Raw genomic sequence first — 15,245 nt, 5'->3', positions numbered from 1 at the left:
ACATCGGACCTGCGTTGCCGGCAGTGGAGCATTTTCAGCGTCCAGGCAAGATGGCTTCCGAGTGTTTCACTTGCTCGAACGTATCGGTCACAGGACGTCCCTCCGTGCGAGTTCTGAATCTTGCCCAGCAACTATCAACTATTTCGATCGTGCCCCTTGATCGCCTGTCGACCAGGTCCAGCGGTGAATGTCCGTCACCGTATCACGATTCATGGCGATCGTGAGCGCATCCCCGCCACGAGAAATATCAAACGACTGGCATTGGATTCCGTGGGTCACGGCGGGGACGACTGCAAAGCTACCAAGCTGCGACCGTTGATCCAGATTCCAGAAATGAGCGGTACCCTTCCCGGTCATTGTCATAATCTTTGACTCGTTCAGAAAGCGAATGGATGCCAAGCGGTCGGAGTAGTCACCCGTCACATCAATGCTATGCATGGTGAACTGGGGGGATCCGGTTTGCTGGTCGAGGCTTGCGATCGAACCGTTTTCGAGGCCCACGACGAGGCGCCCACCCTGCGGCGAAAAACAGGCGGTGCGGATTGTGTCTTCGCTCGGCAATCGGAAACGTGATCGATCGGTCGACAATTCGATCATTTCAATCCCGGCATACCCGCAAATGAAGAGACTTCGCTCGTCAGGTGAGAACGTCAATCCGCACTGGATATTTGGATAGCGTCGACGCACGATGGGCTCGCTGATATCTCCGTCGCGGTCAAACACAACGAGATCTGTGGAGTTACCAACGACCGCGAGAAATCGCCCCGAATGCGAAAAGCAAGACATGCCGAGGCTATCTGTTGGGGAAGAGCTTGGCATGCGAATCGACTGAACTTCCGGTGCCCTCGCTACCCCCTGCTGATCTCGCCAATTTGTCAGCAGTTGCAACTTGCCTTCTCGATCGGTAATGGCAATCGTCTCGTGGTCCGGGGTAACCGCCAGGGAAGTCCACGCAGGCTGCGACAACAAAACTCGCTGCCCAGCAGCTGCATCGATATCCCCACCGGTATCTGGATGGCTGGCAAAATAGGTCAATTCCCCGGAATGGTTGAGACTTAATATTCCAGGAGGAGCCTCGACGGAAATCATCGTGTGCGAGTCAGATTCGGCAATCGCTTGAATCGCATGGGTCGGACGGTCGGGCGTGTAATGCTCGACTGCGCCGTCGATGGAAATCGTGACGAATTCGGAGGCGCCGGTAAACTTGATATCTTCAATCCGCCCACCTCGTCCCGCGACATACGCTTTGGAACGATAGTCAGGCGGTCGCTTTGATTGCATGTCGTCCTTGTTGCACTCGACAGGAACACGCTCGAAGAGTTCGACCCCCGAACGATAATCGGCGACCGCGATATATCGGTCATCTGCGGAGAACGCAAAGGCGTTCGGGCGGGAGGACGAGGCGATCCAACGACGCTCTTTCAGGTCGTCCGTCCTGACTAACCCGAAGCCGACGTCGTTATCAACCTCGTAGGCTGCAAACGGGTGTTGGCTAGCCATCGCCACACGTCCAATCGACGGAGTTTGCCATTGATCCATCAGCACACCGGTTTTCGTGTCCCACATTTGCAGGCTGTGGGGATTTCGACTCGATGTGAGTAGCCGGGAGCCGTCGTTGGTCAGTCCAAAGGCCACATTGCGGGTGCCATTGGGAATGCTGATGCTACGTTGCTGTGCGGTTGACCAACAGCGAATATTCTCGTACCGAGATGCCGATGCGATGACGCTGGCATCGGAACTGACTCGTATTGACTCGATCGTCGTCGGATGCCCATGGAGGACCTTTTGCGTCGCGCCGCTCGCCGGGTCGATCACGACCACTGACCGACCCAAGAGTGGCCAGATGGGGCCTGATATCGCTAGTTGCCCCGATGGCATCGCAGCAATCGCATCGAGCCTTCCCTCCAGCCCCGTTAGCTGATGCGTCATCGCGCCGCTCGCCGGATCCCAATAGTACAGACATCCATCCACCGCCGCTGTGACAACTGTTGCGCCGGAGGTGGCGCCATCGGGCCGTCGGAGGATGGCGACCTCGGTACCGCGGCTTGCGTGGTTTCCCCAAACTCGATAGCGACCTTGGACTTCTTCGTTGAGTAAGTTCCACTCGATTGTTCGAAGATCAGGTTCGTTGGTTTGCGGGAGCTGTCGATCCAGCAGTCTTCGCACTTCGCCAAAATGGCCTTGGTACAGGCGTAAAAACGCGAGGGACAGATCGCTGGTGTAGCTCCGTCGGCGCGATTCCTCGCGCGTCCGTTGGGCTTCTTCTCGTTCGGAATCTGCGATTACACGGAGTTGTTCTGCAGTTGCATGTTGCTTTTGGGTGGCGGCGAGGAGGCGGCTCAATGCCCGCGAATGGGCTCTGCTCAATGTCGCAGTCTGTCGCGATTCGATCACCACGGCAGACAAACCAACCACGCCGACAATAATCCCGATCAAGGCAATCGCGGCCATCGAAGCGATTCCTCGATTGCGTGTCGCCCACCTCCACGTACGACCGAAATGCCCCACCGGTCGCGCGCTGGGAGGATGCCCCGCAAGCACACGACGCAGGTCAGCAAGCAATTCTCCGGCGTCGCGGTATCGACGCGAGGGTTGTTTTTCCAAGCAGCGCTGACAGACGGCACTGACGTCCCTGGAAACAGCTGGACGTTGCTGACGAATCGAAGGCGGATCCAGGCTAACAATTCGCCGAATCGTGTCGAGCTCACTGACGGAGGAGAAAGGCGATTCCCCTGTCAGCAATTCATAGAGCAGAACGCCCAGTGCGTGCACATCCGAATGCGGCCCGTGATCATCGGTATTGCCCGAAGCCTGTTCAGGGGACATATAAGGTCCACTGCCAATCAATACTCCTACACGCGTGTCGGACCTATCCGTGCTGGTGCGGGCGAGGCCAAAGTCGGTTAGCCGGGGGACGGGTACATCGGCATCCGCGTTTGTCAGAATAATATTGGAAGGTTTGATATCGCGGTGTATCAAGCCACACTCGTGAGCAACTCGCAACCCATCGGCGAGTTGAGCCACGATCGACACGGCCAGTCGCACCGGAACGGGTGAACTGCGATTGGAAAGCCACTGGGAAAGAGTCGGACCAGGGCAATACTCCGAAACAATATACGCGTGGTCGTCGTCGAGTGCCGCCTCGAGAATTGGCACCAGGTTAGGATGGGTGAGTTTCGCTGCAGATGCCGCTTCACGTTGAAAACGGCGAGCCTCGACCGACTCCGGGCGCAGGCGGCGATGCGGCAATTTGATCGCAACCTCACGCCCCAACCTTACATCGGTGGCCAGCCATACCTGTCCAAAACCGCCCTCACCGAGCGGACGGAGCAATACGAAATGCTCCAGTGCCTCGCCTGGGTGAAGCGATCGATGCCTGGTTCCAGCAACCGTCTCGTCGCGCGTCACTGATCCGACATCGGTCGCGTCGCTAATCAACTGGAACGACGTGCGATCGCTTGATCCCTTCGCTGCATTGTGCCGCGCCCCCTGTTTCATCTCATGGGTCGCTTTCCGAGTGGTGGGTGAATCAGGACACGTCATGCCAGTCTCGGATAAATGGCGAAACCGGGTAAACCAGGGGACTCAGCGAAGACGGTCCGCCCAGCTCCAACCCGCTTCAACTGAAGCTTCCATTCTATCCGATTAACACATCATCACGTTCAAGAAAACTAACCATATTTCTCAGATTTGCTCTTGCGTTCTTAGCCACGCACGAGCGATATCGGGGAACCGATCATGTTTTCAACACCCATAAAAGTCACCTAAATCAGGTACCGCTATCATGAGTCCCTCGCAACCAATGTCGAATTCGACCCAGGAGGTTCCATCGAAGATGTCTGGCCGAACGTGGGACCATGGGTTCTGTCGCATCGCGCGATGGCACGTCGCTGCTATTGCGTTGCTAACCGTTTGCGTCTCGCTCGCGACCACAGGCTCGGTTGTAGCGCAGGAACCGGGAACAACCCAGCCGTCGATCGCAACCAAACTAAATCCAATGAATTGGAAGATGCCCGCTTTCCACATGCCGGAATTTCTCGTTCCGAAAAATGATCAAGAGCGAATTGTCGAACGTAAGGACACTTTGGTAAGCGATATTAAAACGACGACGTCCCAGTCATGGCAGCGCACCAAAACGACATTCAGCCCTGCACGCCTGAATCCGATGAATCTGTTTTCAGGTTCCACGACGCAGCCAGGCCATCAAACGAAGCCAGGCTTTTTCAGTTCGTTGTTCTCGCCCGCGGAATCAAAACCGGAAGCCCGCGTGGCGACGGTCAATGAGTTCTTGAATCAAGACCGCCCGTGAACCTGGGGTCCCGTTGCTCCCGCACGATGCGTTGTGCGGTCTATGCGGGTGGTTGCGACCACGTGACAAGCCCTGATCTGCTCCATCGAATTAGCCGATACCTGAACGTAGGCGTCTTTTCAGTCTCGTGAGGTGTGGAGCAATGTTACGTAGTCTTTTTCTGGCAGTCGGGATCATGTTGATCGTTATCGGCGTGGAGTCGATGTTCATCGATTCAGCAAATCTGCACGCCGCCGCGGGGCTCAAGGATGCTGATCCAGCACACAACGGCAGTACCCCCGCGGCCTCGATGAAGTCGTGGCAGCCCGGTGAGAAGTTTCCGTTTGCGATGCTCGCTGGCGGCGCCATCGTGGTGGTCTATTCGAACACTTTGCCCAAACGCTTTGCTCGCGGTTGAGAGTGATTCACGGGAGCTCTTCCTGCATAAAAATCAGAGGAAAACAACATGACTCAAAAAAACACTTTCCGAATTGTCGCTCGAGGCAGCGACGGATCACTGCAGATGCGTGACTATCCCGAAATTGATCCGCTGGCCGAGCACTACGACCAGATTGGGGTGGACGATTGCAGTACTGATCTCGCGTTACGAGGTATGCCAGTTTTTCGCGGACTGATCGGCCCGATGCCCGAGGGCAAGAATATCGTTCGCTACGAAACGCCGGAGGTGTTTGAGATGCTAACCAAGGAATGGGGCATTAGTAAACCGAAGCAGCGGCGTGCTCGAACGCGCAAGCCCGAGCGCGCAAACAACCCTGTAATTGCCGTCGAGGCAGAAACCGACCCTAGCCCATCAATTATGGCCTGATGGGGGTTTGCCGAAAATCGTCTCAGACGGTATTTTGGCGATCCCACGAGCCGAAGTGGCGGAATTGGCAGACGCGCTGGATTCAAAATCCAGTTCTCGCAAGGGAGTGAGGGTTCGAGTCCCTCCTTCGGTACTCATGATAATCATTCGTAAAGGTCCGCGGTGGAACGATTCCACGGCGGACCTTTTTTAATGCGGATGCGCCGGAAGAGCGTCTTTTTTCATGTGACGGCTGGCTCGTCGTCCGGACGGCGGAGTGTTCGCAACGCACAAATTCCGGTTAACTGGGCAAAAAACGTTCCAGCTTAATGGCAGGCCTTGGTCGACAGTTGCCGCCCTTGGCAGCAACGGGTGGCGAATTTATCATGCCGCTCTTCGTCGTCGCGACCCGCTCCCTCTTTTACACCCCTCGCCGGGGTTGTGTTTTTGCGTCATGGCCAATTCGAACTACCGTCATTTACTCTCGGCGCTCGTGCAAAACGTGCCAGGAGTATTGGCTCACATCTCTGGAATGCTCGCTTCGCGCGGTTTCAATATCGATTCGCTCGCCGTCGGTGAGACTGAAGATCCGAAACTTTCGCGGATGACATTCGTCGTTGTCGGCGACGACAGCGTCCTCGAACAGGTCCGCAAGCAGCTTGAAAAGATCGTCACGGTCGTCCGTGTGCTTGATATCAGCTCCAACGATTTTGTCGAACGTGATCTATTGCTCGTGAAAATTAGCGCCCCCGCTGGTGGTGTTCGCACCGAAGTTCGCGAGCTGGTGGACATCTTCCGCGGCAAAGTTGTGGATGTGGGCCCAGACGAAATCATGATCGAGATCAGCGGTCGCGAAGGCAAAGTACAAGCGTTCATCGAGCGTGTGCGACCCTACGGCATCCGTGAACTTGTCCGTACTGGACGGATCGCAATGGTTCGAAGTGATAGCGAGCAGGGCATCACCGCCAGTTCGTCCGCCGAGGCTGTGAAGGCCTAACCTGTGCGTGCGAGATGCACTGCGATGTCCCTAAGAATCGAACTCACTCAACACTCAACTAATAACTCTCCCCGAAATCTGAGAAGGTCCCCACACTGATGGCTGCAACGATTTACTACGAAAATGACGCTGATCTTTCACACTTGAAAGGCAAGACCGTCGCAATTCTGGGCTATGGCTCGCAGGGCCATGCTCAGGCTCAGAATCTACGCGACAGCGGATGTGACGTCATCATCGGACAACGCCCGGGATCGGCTAACTATGATCTGGCCGTTGAGCACGGCTTCAAACCGATGTCGATCGCCGAGGCAACCAAAGCGGCAGACGTGATCAACATTCTGTTGCCCGACGAAGTTCAAGGCGATATTTATCGCGATCACATTCGCGATAATCTGTCACCGGGCAATGTGCTGATGTGCTCGCACGGTTTCAATATTCACTTCGGACAGATTGATCCTCCCAAAGGTATCGACACGCTATTGGTCGCCCCCAAGGGCCCTGGTCACTTGGTCCGCAGTGAGTATGAAAAGGGTGGTGGCGTGCCATGCTTGATCGCACTGGGCGAAGGAGCTTCGGAGTCGACCAAGCAAATCGGTTTGGCCTACGCAAAGGGCATTGGCGGAACGCGCGGCGGTGTAATCGAAACCAGCTTTGCCGAAGAGACCGAGACGGACCTGTTCGGTGAGCAAGTGGTGTTGTGCGGTGGCGTCAGTGAACTGGTCAAGGCTGGGTTTGAAACCCTCGTCGAAGCGGGTTATCAGCCCGAGATGGCGTACTTCGAGTGCATGCACGAGCTAAAACTGATTGTGGATTTGCTCTACCAGGGTGGCTTGAGCTACATGCGTTACAGCATCAGCAATACAGCTGAATACGGCGATTACGTCTCTGGCCCGCGAATCATCACACCCGAAACGAAGGTGGAGATGAAGCGTATTTTGACAGAAATTCAAAATGGCGAGTTCGCTCGCAAGTGGATCAGCGAGAACCGTGCTGGTGCTCCGTTCTTCAAGGCAACTCGCCGTCGCGAACGCCTGCACGAGGTCGAGCAGGTTGGCATGGGCCTTCGCCGCATGATGAGCTGGATCGACGAGAAAGAGGTTTAATCCAGTGAATCCTCTCCCTCCGGTCTCTGAGATCACGCAGTTGCAAATCGAGTGCGTGGCCAAGTGGCACGACGAGCCCATTGCCAATCCTTATGATGGATTTAAGCATCTCGTCTGTCGCCAGCATGAGTTCAACTATCGACTGTGGCACGAAGAAGACGTCGCGCGCAGTCCCGAGGCGAATGACGAACGCATCGCCGGAGTGAAGAGGTCGATCGACAAGCTGAATCAGCAGCGCAATGACATGATCGAGAAAATCGATGATGCGATCACCGTGTTGCTGGCCGAGGCCGGAGTGGGCGACACGTCCGCACTGCCCATCAATACCGAAACGGCTGGCAGCGCCATCGACCGGCTGTCGATCATGGCGCTTCGGCTGTATCACTATGCCGAGCAGCGTGATCGGACAGACGCTGACGATGACCATCGTGCGAAGGTGGGCGCGCGGGTCGAGTTGTGCCAAGTGCAGCATGCGGATTTGTCACACAGTCTGCAAACACTCATTGACGACTTGTTTGCCGCCCGGATGCAGCACAAAACCTATCGGCAGATGAAAATGTACAATGACCCGTCACTGAATCCCGAAATCTATCGGGCCAAGAAATAGTTCAGTTACATCCATCATCTGTCCTACGAAACGAAGCGAGGGTTATGTCATGGCCTATGTAACGTCCACCATCAATGGCGCTCCCTCGGACCGATTTGATCTCGATCGCGATGAGATGCGGATCGGTCGACACCCAGATTGTGATATCGTCGTCGATGCCGGCGCGGTCAGTCGCTATCACGCCAAACTGATTCACACTGGCAAAGATTGGTCGGTCGAAGATCTCGGCAGTCGCAATGGGACATTTGTTAATGGACAGTTGCTGACGCGTCCACATGTCCTCGCCGAAGGCGACCGCATTCGGATCAGCGAAGTGGAACTGCAGTTTCACTTCGACGAAGTCCCTGAGTTTGCCCGCAGCGGAACCAATCAGATGACTTTCGATGGTGCCAATTTTGGTATCCAGATGGTCGAGGATTCGGATACGCAGGTGGTCGCCAGTTCGAAGATTGAGTTTCGAAGTAGCGATCAAGGTCTGAAAATGACCGCCACTCCCGAGGCGAAACTGGGAGCACTTATCGCGATTAACCGAAATCTAACCGGTGCGATCTCATTGGACGAGGTCCTTCCGAAGGTGCTTGCCAGCCTCTTCGAGGTCTTTCCTTCGGCCGATCGCGGGTTTGTTGTGATGGAGACGCCCGACGGTGCGTTGCTACCAAGGTGGGTGAAGACGCGTTCGAAAGTCGACGAATCAGAGACTCTGCGAATCAGCCGCACGATCATTCGGAAGACAATGGAGAGCGGCGAGACGATTTTGTCGCTCGACGCGATGGACGATAGTCGCTTTGATAGCAGCGAATCGATTGCCGACTTCTCCATTCGATCCATGATGTGCGCACCGTTGCACGATGGCGATGGCAAGGCGATCGGGGCGTTGCAGATCGATTCCACGCAGGGTCGAGGACAGTTTCGTGATGAGGACATCGATCTGCTAACAGGTGTGGCGGCGCAGGCTAGCGTTGTCATCAATAACGCGCGCCTACACGAGCAGTCATTGCGTCAGAAAGAGGTCGAGACAGATCTTAAACTTGCCACCGAAGTCCAGCAGGCGTTTTTGCCTTCTGCCGCACCCGTGGTGCCGACGTATCTCCTGGAAAGTTACTATCAGGCTGCCAATCATATCGGTGGTGACTATTTTGATTACGTTACCCTACCGGGTGGTCGCGTCGGTGTCGTCGTCGCGGACGTAGTCGGCCATGGCGTGGCGGCGGCAATGTATATGGCGAAACTTGCTGCGGAAACGAAGTTTTGTTTGGCGAGCGAACCGAATCTGGCACGCGCGATTGAACGGCTGAATGATTTGATGAGCGGCCTTCATGTCGAGCGGTTTGTTACTTACTTGCTCGTCGTGATCGATCCTCACCAGGATACGATATCGATCGTCAATGCTGGACACATGCCCCCCATCATCCGCGCTGCGTCTGACGGATCGATCAGTGAACCAGGTGACGAAGAATCTGGGTTGCCGATCGCTATCGACGAGGGCATGGAGTACGCTGTAACCACCTATCCGTTCCGCAAAGGTGATCTCGCGGTGATGTATACCGATGGGATCAATGAGGCGATGGACATTGATGATGAAGAGTGGGGGACCGACCCACTGCGTGATATCATTCGAGGCGCTATTACGTCAAATGCCGGAGACGAGTCGACTGCGGCCGTGGTGAAATCTCAAATCATCAAGAGTGTTTTTGAGCACATTGGTGAGGCGGTGCAGTTTGACGACATGTGCATGGTGATCATCGAACGCACCGACGATGCTCTTGCCAGCCCCGACTCTGGGTCGGGGACGCCCTCCACTCCCGGCTCGAGTCAACCTGAAGAAAACCTTAACGATACGGACGAAAACCTCCATGACACAGCCGAAAAACTGCAATAAAATCGTTCGATGGGGATTCATCGGCGCCGCTCAGATCGCTCGTAAGAACTGGAAGGCAGTTCGCATGAGTGGCAACGGTGTGGTCGCAGCTGTCGCTAGCCGGGACGTCTCGCGGGCCGAAGCATTTATCCATGATTGTTCCATGGAGGTGCCGCCGGTCGTCGTTGGCGGAGATGGAGAGGCGACTTTGGCGCGGCCGGTCGCGATCGGTGACTACCAAGCATTGATTGATCGCGACGACATCGACGCTGTTTACATCGCTCTGCCGACGGGCGTTCGGAAGCAATGGGTGATAGCGGCGGCAAAGGCTGGCAAACACGTTTTATGCGAGAAGCCCATTGCGGTACATGCTGACGACGCCATGGAAATGGTCGATGCTTGCCAAGCGGCAGGCGTGGGCTTCATGGACGGTGTCATGTTTGACCATTCGGCGCGGTTGCCTGCAATGAAGCATTCTCTAGGCGATTCTCAACGATTTGGCAAGCTACGGCGCATCCAGAGCCACTTTTCATTCTGTGCCGACGATTCGTTCGAAGCTGGAAATATTCGTGCCGATGCGGATTTGGAACCCCACGGTTGCCTCGGTGACTTGGGTTGGTACTGCATCCGGCTGAGTCTGTGGGCGGCGGATGATCGCATGCCCGTGTCAGTATCTGGACGTGCCATTTCAAAATACGATGGCGGAAGTGTGCCATCGGAATTCCAAGCGGAATTGCAATTTGACAATGACCTGACCGCTGGATTCTTTTGCTCGTTCCGCTGCGTCAACCAACAAACAGCGACTTTAACGGGGGAACGCGGTTATTTGACAATGGACGACTTCGTCTTGCCCTACGTCGATGCGGAGGCGAAATGGCAATGTCACATGCATGATCTGCAAATTGACAATTGTCGGTGGAACTTTGGAAGGCACACCGCACAGCACGCTGTGTGGGAGCATGCATCGGGTGAGGCGGACTCACAGGAAGTTCACATGGTCCGGGATTTTGCGGAATCCATTCTGAGTGGGGCACCCAGCGCTCGCGCCAGTGAAATCGCCATCAAGACGCAGCGGGTTCTCGACGCCCTTCGCCGAAGCGATGTCGAGCACGGAAAATGGGTTACGCTCGCCTGAAACGGAACATGAACGAGCGTCCGCTGTTGCCGGACGCGATCAGTGCCCGACGAAGCAAATTAGTTGGACCGCCCCGAGACAAGTTTTGGGACGGGACAGTGGTACCGCCCTCTTTTCATCATCCCTGAACATCAGTGACTCACCATGTCGCCAAACCTGTCCGGCGCCAAGAACGTTCTCGGCACCCATCTCGAAGTATGCAGCACCGACCCCATGACCGGTTTCTACCGCGATGGATGCTGCAACACAGGTGGGCAAGATGTGGGGCTGCATGTGGTGTGCATTGTCGCGACAGCCGAGTTTCTCGAGTTCAGTCGAGCCCGCGGTAACGATCTCAGCACGCCCATGCCAATGTACCAATTTCCTGGTCTGCAACCGGGAGATCGGTGGTGCCTTTGCGCCGCACGTTGGAAAGAAGCGTTCGACGCTGGAAAAGCCCCGCAGGTGCACCTGGAAGCCACACATATTTCAGCGTTGGAGTACGCCGACTTAGAAGAGTTGCAGCAGTACAGTGTTTGAATTGTTGCCCGCGTCATCCGACCGGCAGCAGCAGGTTGCTGGCTGGGAGGACCCGCGACAACAGTCGCTCACTCCCGCCGCGTGTATCGCTGGCAATTCCACCATCTGCGGCTCGCCGCTGCGCAATCTATCGCAAAACTGGCTGGAACCATTATTCCTGCCACCAAAACAACACTAATTCGGCGACTCGCTCAGCCTCAATAGGGTCACCGATTGTTAGCTCGTCAGCGAGTGCCGCGACGGCGGACCAGACCGGCTCTCGAGACATCATTTTTCTCAACCTGGCGACCACACTGCCGAGCAGGCGATGCTGCTTTTCAGTACCAGAGACCATCGTTGCGACGCATCGCTGCGCTTGCTGCCAATCCGATTGCCAACTCGCTGCATCGAATTCGTCGGCATCTTCGCCGCGGTAAACCCATTCAGCGACGGGCCCCGCTAGAATGGTGAGCAGTTCCCGCTGTTGCTGCCAGAGGTGGTCGGGGTCAATTCGCCCCCAATTCACAATGCAGTCACCGAACCGGCGAGGCTGCTCATCGTCAAAACCGGATTGCTGCGAGAGGGAAACCGATTCGATCCGAGCCCCCAGCGCACAGCCGATGATAGCATGGCCAGCCTCATGGTACGCCGTATAAGTGTCTTCGTCGTCCGGTTCCCAATCCCAGTCCATATTCTCTATCCGTTGTCGTGAATTGCGATAGTCACGCGGTCGAGCATCTTTGGTTCAAGCGGTCGAGCGGAAGCGACCTCGCGGATTTGATCCGGCCGGCGTGCACCCACCAGCGCCGCGGTGACGCCGGGCTGCGACAATGTCCACGAAACGGACAAGTCAGCGACGCTCCGGTCTGTCTCGAGAGCAATTTTCTTGAGTTCGTCGACGACACGATGGGCTTGAACCCGCCGTTGCCCCTGAAACACTGCGTAGCCTGGACGACTATCACCGGGAGGAAAAACGTGATCGGGCGAAATTTTCCCTGCCAACAGTCCTTTCATGAGTGTCCAGTAAACGAGCACGTCACAGTCGTGCCGAGAGGCATCCGCGATCACCGTTTCGAGATTCTCTCGCTGCAGCAAATTCAACGAGCACTGGATCGCTTCGCAATCGCAGACCGCGGCAAAGCGGCGAAGTTGTTGAACATTCGCGTTGCACACGCCGATTCGCTTGGCGAGTCCGGCCTCACGCATCTTCAGAAGCGCCTCGGCACTCTGTTCGATCGCTACATTGTCATCGATGCTATGCAACATCAAGGTACCGAAGCAATCGATGCCAAGCCTCCGCAATGATTCCTCGGCATTCTTTCGAAGCGTCGCCGGGCTACTGTCGACGACCCGTTCGCCGTTGGCGAGAAAGTGCTGGCCTACTTTGCTGATAACGTGAAATCGATCAGTGTTGCCACGAATTGCCGCTGCTAGATAGCGATCGGCCTCGCCATCGAGACCGTAGCTGTAGGCGGTGTCGAAGACACGAATCCCCAAGTCGATGGCGGTCGCGATCGTGGTCTCAGCATCTCGCGGGGTCACACCGATTGTGGTGACCCCCGCGATCGGCCAAAGTCCTAACACGACCTCTGACTGGAACAGCGGTGAAACTTTTGTATCGAAAGGTTCTGACATCGCGCTTGTAAAATATGGGAGGAGGAGTCAGATAATTTGACGGAGTCGAGGCAAGCCTGAACAGGGGCAGAGCATCGCTGTTCTATTCGGAGCATGTTTTAGGCCATCTCGTTCAGCTATTTCGCAAACTACAGTGGGGCGGGGAGATCTCTCCGGTGAAACCAGATGATTGCGATCAGGTAGCAAGCCAAGCCCATTATAAAAAGCAGTCCTGGATAGAACATGGGCGGATACCAACCCGGTTCGATTGCCTCAGTAAAACTCCACGGCGAGCTAAGACCGCCTTCACGCACCAGCGTTGTCATTTTTTGCGGTTGATAGCATCGAAAAAACGCCCACGACTGCAGCCAAGCCAATGATTCTGCCGTTTTTCCAAGTCCAAACATCACCAGCTGAATCACATAGATTGTCATCACGGCACCAATCGTCCGCCAGCGATAACGATCGAAACAGCTCAAACAGCTGCTAAGGCCTAGCAAAAAGAAACCCAGGGCAAATAGATTCAATACTGAGGCGGAGTACGTCGCGGGGCTGACTCGTTGGCTCAGTGCGAACGAGTCGAGCGTCGCCGGATCGCTTGATAGCGGAATCTGGAAACCCAGGAAAGGTACCTGAATGGAGGGTGGCGGTATTGTCTCTGTAATCGTCGTGGTTTGAATGCCTACTGCCATCCCAGCCCACAGGAGCAGGCACAGGGCGAACAAGCCAGTCATGCTGACGATGGCGTGTGATAAGAGGAAACGGGTGCGGCTAATCGGTTGGCTCAAGAGCATTTCCAGAGTGCCGCGGCCGAGTTCGCCGCTGACAACGTCAGTACCCCGCGCCACGCACCAAATCACTGTGCACAGAATGACAATGGGTTCGTCAAATGTCATGCCAACGCGGCCGGTATATGTGAACAAGGCATCGAAGGGGACCGGAGCGAACCGCTCGTAGTCACGAAATTGCTCAATGATGTTCTGGAACTTGCCCATGTCGAGTAGCTTGACTACCCACACTCGAACCCAGCCAAAGGCGAACATCGCGATGCCGAGAAATACGAAGAGCAATGATGACTGGCCGATGTTCTTACAAACCATCATCCGGTCGATTCCGATGTCGCGGAGGGGAATCATCGGGCTACCTCGCTAGCGGCGACTCGGGAATCAACTTGGGGCACACTCGACATGTCAGGTTGGCCCAGGTGCACGGCCTCGTACACGCTATGAAGACCAAGCGGCTCAATGCGAACATGGTGTAGCGGAAGCGACGCCAGCCATCCCAGAGTGGGTGAGAGATCACCCGCCGTGTCGATCTGCACACGGTTCCCACGGGTTCCTAACGGGCTAATCTGGCAGGCAGCGATCTGGCCACGTAGATCGCTGGGCACTTCGCCCAATGCTGCCGATGGGTCGTGCTCAGGGATGAAGACATCCGGGTTCAGTGTTGCGGTCACGCGGTGACGTTGAAAAAGATCTTCCATCACAAGCTTCCGGACCAACTCTCCTCGACGCAAGAACGCAACTCGATCGCATGTTTGTTCGATTTCAGACAGGACGTGGGATGAAAACATCACTGTTCGTCCCTCATCGCGTTCACTCAATACTAACGACAGGACCTCCCCTCGCACGCTGGGATCGAGGTTCGCGGTCGGCTCATCGAGAATCAGCAGTGGCGTGCGGGGACCAAACACCACCGCGAGAGCGAGTTTCTGCCTCATGCCCGTCGACATAAACGCCACCCGTCGGGAGAGGTCGAGATCCAGTCGGTTGGCAACATCCAGGGTTCGCTGCACGTCACCACAGGGGTGCATCTGGGCGAAAAACTCCAAGACGCCACGCCCTCTCATATGGCGAGGCAATCTCGCGTCCCCGGGCAGGTACGCCACCCGTCGCCTCACCTCCACACTATCGCACGCAGGATCGTATCCCGCCACGTTCGCTTCCCCAGACGTCCGATGCAGATATCCGAGCAGCAACCGAATCAGCGTCGTTTTGCCGGCTCCGTTAGGACCGAGCAACCCGAAAATCTCACCCCTCAGGACTTCGAGGCTGCAGCGATGGAGTGCGGCGAAGTTCCCATATCGCTTCGTCAGTTCCGTGGTCTGAACGATGTGATCGAGATCGTTGGAATGGATCGTTGAGTCTATATTGGCGAGCATCGAAAGCGAAATCGTGTCCTTTGATTGAGTAGCCGAGTCTCTCCGAGGCTCGTCCTGATTTTAAACTGAACCTTTCCAACTCGGTTATTGCGGCTTCGCCGCGCTGAAAAACAGCTCTCACCGCCACCGTCCGATGGCGGAAAATCTCTACTTCACACCAGCTTACCAGAGACCGTCAC

14 protein-coding genes and 1 tRNA gene are annotated in these 15,245 nt (G+C 55.9%); 10 read left to right on the top strand and 5 right to left on the bottom strand.

The features are described 5' to 3' along the window. Positions 1-138 precede the first annotated feature (138 nt). Positions 139-3,543 carry a serine/threonine-protein kinase gene (locus Poly21_RS04020; RefSeq protein ID WP_146405691.1) on the bottom strand — a complete coding sequence of 1,135 codons (3,405 nt, stop codon included), beginning with the start codon at positions 3,541-3,543 and terminating at the stop codon, positions 139-141. A gap of 454 nt (positions 3,544-3,997) precedes the next feature. Here Poly21_RS04020 and Poly21_RS04015 point away from each other — a divergent pair, with 454 nt between their 5' ends. From Poly21_RS04015 to Poly21_RS03970, 10 genes are all read left to right on the top strand, one after another. Next, on the top strand, positions 3,998-4,309 hold the full coding sequence (locus Poly21_RS04015; RefSeq protein WP_302117463.1) for a hypothetical protein: 312 nt from the start codon (positions 3,998-4,000) through the stop codon (positions 4,307-4,309). Positions 4,310-4,451: 142 nt separating this feature from the next. After that, positions 4,452-4,706, top strand: a complete 255-nt coding sequence (locus Poly21_RS04010; protein ID WP_146405690.1) for a hypothetical protein — start codon at positions 4,452-4,454, stop codon at positions 4,704-4,706. A gap of 48 nt (positions 4,707-4,754) precedes the next feature. After that, positions 4,755-5,114 carry a hypothetical protein gene (locus Poly21_RS04005; RefSeq protein ID WP_302117460.1) on the top strand — a complete coding sequence of 120 codons (360 nt, stop codon included), beginning with the start codon at positions 4,755-4,757 and terminating at the stop codon, positions 5,112-5,114. 49 nt (positions 5,115-5,163) lie between these two features. Then, a tRNA-Leu gene (locus Poly21_RS04000) sits at positions 5,164-5,247 on the top strand. 300 nt (positions 5,248-5,547) lie between these two features. After that, positions 5,548-6,090, top strand: a complete 543-nt coding sequence (gene ilvN, locus Poly21_RS03995; RefSeq protein ID WP_146405689.1) for an acetolactate synthase small subunit — start codon at positions 5,548-5,550, stop codon at positions 6,088-6,090. A 98-nt stretch (positions 6,091-6,188) separates the two neighbouring features. Further along, positions 6,189-7,193 (top strand): ketol-acid reductoisomerase, encoded by a 1,005-nt coding sequence (ilvC, locus tag Poly21_RS03990; protein ID WP_146405688.1) that lies wholly within the window; start codon positions 6,189-6,191, stop codon positions 7,191-7,193. Positions 7,194-7,197: 4 nt separating this feature from the next. Next, positions 7,198-7,800, top strand: a complete 603-nt coding sequence (locus Poly21_RS03985; protein ID WP_146405687.1) for a DUF4254 domain-containing protein — start codon at positions 7,198-7,200, stop codon at positions 7,798-7,800. Between the two features lie 49 nt (positions 7,801-7,849). Next, the gene (locus tag Poly21_RS03980) at positions 7,850-9,679 is read left to right on the top strand and encodes a SpoIIE family protein phosphatase (RefSeq protein ID WP_146405686.1); all 1,830 of its coding nucleotides are present in this window, start codon (positions 7,850-7,852) and stop codon (positions 9,677-9,679) included. Beyond that, positions 9,654-10,793 carry a Gfo/Idh/MocA family protein gene (locus Poly21_RS03975; RefSeq protein WP_146405685.1) on the top strand — a complete coding sequence of 380 codons (1,140 nt, stop codon included), beginning with the start codon at positions 9,654-9,656 and terminating at the stop codon, positions 10,791-10,793. Before Poly21_RS03980 ends, Poly21_RS03975 begins: the two co-directional genes overlap by 26 nt. A 144-nt stretch (positions 10,794-10,937) precedes the next feature. Further along, positions 10,938-11,312 (top strand): DUF2237 family protein, encoded by a 375-nt coding sequence (locus Poly21_RS03970; protein WP_146405684.1) that lies wholly within the window; start codon positions 10,938-10,940, stop codon positions 11,310-11,312. Between the two features lie 151 nt (positions 11,313-11,463). Here Poly21_RS03970 and Poly21_RS03965 read toward each other — a convergent pair whose 3' ends face one another. The 4 genes from Poly21_RS03965 to Poly21_RS03950 form a co-directional block, all read right to left on the bottom strand. Continuing rightward, a complete protein-coding gene (locus Poly21_RS03965; protein WP_146405683.1) occupies positions 11,464-11,982 on the bottom strand; it encodes a cell division protein FtsH in 519 nt (172 codons plus the stop codon). A 5-nt stretch (positions 11,983-11,987) separates the two neighbouring features. Next, positions 11,988-12,926: an aldo/keto reductase gene (locus Poly21_RS03960; protein ID WP_146405682.1), complete on the bottom strand. Its 939-nt coding sequence runs from the start codon at positions 12,924-12,926 to the stop codon at positions 11,988-11,990. Positions 12,927-13,054: 128 nt separating this feature from the next. Further along, positions 13,055-14,041: an ABC transporter permease subunit gene (locus Poly21_RS03955; protein WP_302117458.1), complete on the bottom strand. Its 987-nt coding sequence runs from the start codon at positions 14,039-14,041 to the stop codon at positions 13,055-13,057. Further along, positions 14,038-15,066 carry an ABC transporter ATP-binding protein gene (locus Poly21_RS03950; RefSeq protein ID WP_146405681.1) on the bottom strand — a complete coding sequence of 343 codons (1,029 nt, stop codon included), beginning with the start codon at positions 15,064-15,066 and terminating at the stop codon, positions 14,038-14,040. Before Poly21_RS03950 ends, Poly21_RS03955 begins: the two co-directional genes overlap by 4 nt. Positions 15,067-15,245 lie beyond the last annotated feature (179 nt).

It is taken from the genome of Allorhodopirellula heiligendammensis, from assembly GCF_007860105.1.
GTDB lineage: Bacteria > Planctomycetota > Planctomycetia > Pirellulales > Pirellulaceae > Rhodopirellula > Rhodopirellula heiligendammensis.
Note: the sequence above shows the minus strand (reverse complement) of the source record. Positions and strands in the feature narration are given on the sequence as shown.

Coding starts and splice junctions, on each gene's coding strand:
- Poly21_RS03955 (WP_302117458.1), bottom strand. CDS start 14,041: ATGATTCCCCTCCGCGACATCGGAATCGACCGGATGATGGTTTGTAAG.
- Poly21_RS03970 (WP_146405684.1), top strand. CDS start 10,938: ATGTCGCCAAACCTGTCCGGCGCCAAGAACGTTCTCGGCACCCATCTC.
- Poly21_RS03965 (WP_146405683.1), bottom strand. CDS start 11,982: ATGGACTGGGATTGGGAACCGGACGACGAAGACACTTATACGGCGTAC.
- ilvN (WP_146405689.1), top strand. CDS start 5,548: ATGGCCAATTCGAACTACCGTCATTTACTCTCGGCGCTCGTGCAAAAC.
- Poly21_RS04005 (WP_302117460.1), top strand. CDS start 4,755: ATGACTCAAAAAAACACTTTCCGAATTGTCGCTCGAGGCAGCGACGGA.
- Poly21_RS04020 (WP_146405691.1), bottom strand. CDS start 3,543: ATGACGTGTCCTGATTCACCCACCACTCGGAAAGCGACCCATGAGATG.
- Poly21_RS04015 (WP_302117463.1), top strand. CDS start 3,998: ATGAATTGGAAGATGCCCGCTTTCCACATGCCGGAATTTCTCGTTCCG.
- Poly21_RS03960 (WP_146405682.1), bottom strand. CDS start 12,926: ATGTCAGAACCTTTCGATACAAAAGTTTCACCGCTGTTCCAGTCAGAG.
- ilvC (WP_146405688.1), top strand. CDS start 6,189: ATGGCTGCAACGATTTACTACGAAAATGACGCTGATCTTTCACACTTG.
- Poly21_RS03975 (WP_146405685.1), top strand. CDS start 9,654: ATGACACAGCCGAAAAACTGCAATAAAATCGTTCGATGGGGATTCATC.
- Poly21_RS03980 (WP_146405686.1), top strand. CDS start 7,850: ATGGCCTATGTAACGTCCACCATCAATGGCGCTCCCTCGGACCGATTT.
- Poly21_RS03950 (WP_146405681.1), bottom strand. CDS start 15,066: ATGCTCGCCAATATAGACTCAACGATCCATTCCAACGATCTCGATCAC.
- Poly21_RS04010 (WP_146405690.1), top strand. CDS start 4,452: ATGTTACGTAGTCTTTTTCTGGCAGTCGGGATCATGTTGATCGTTATC.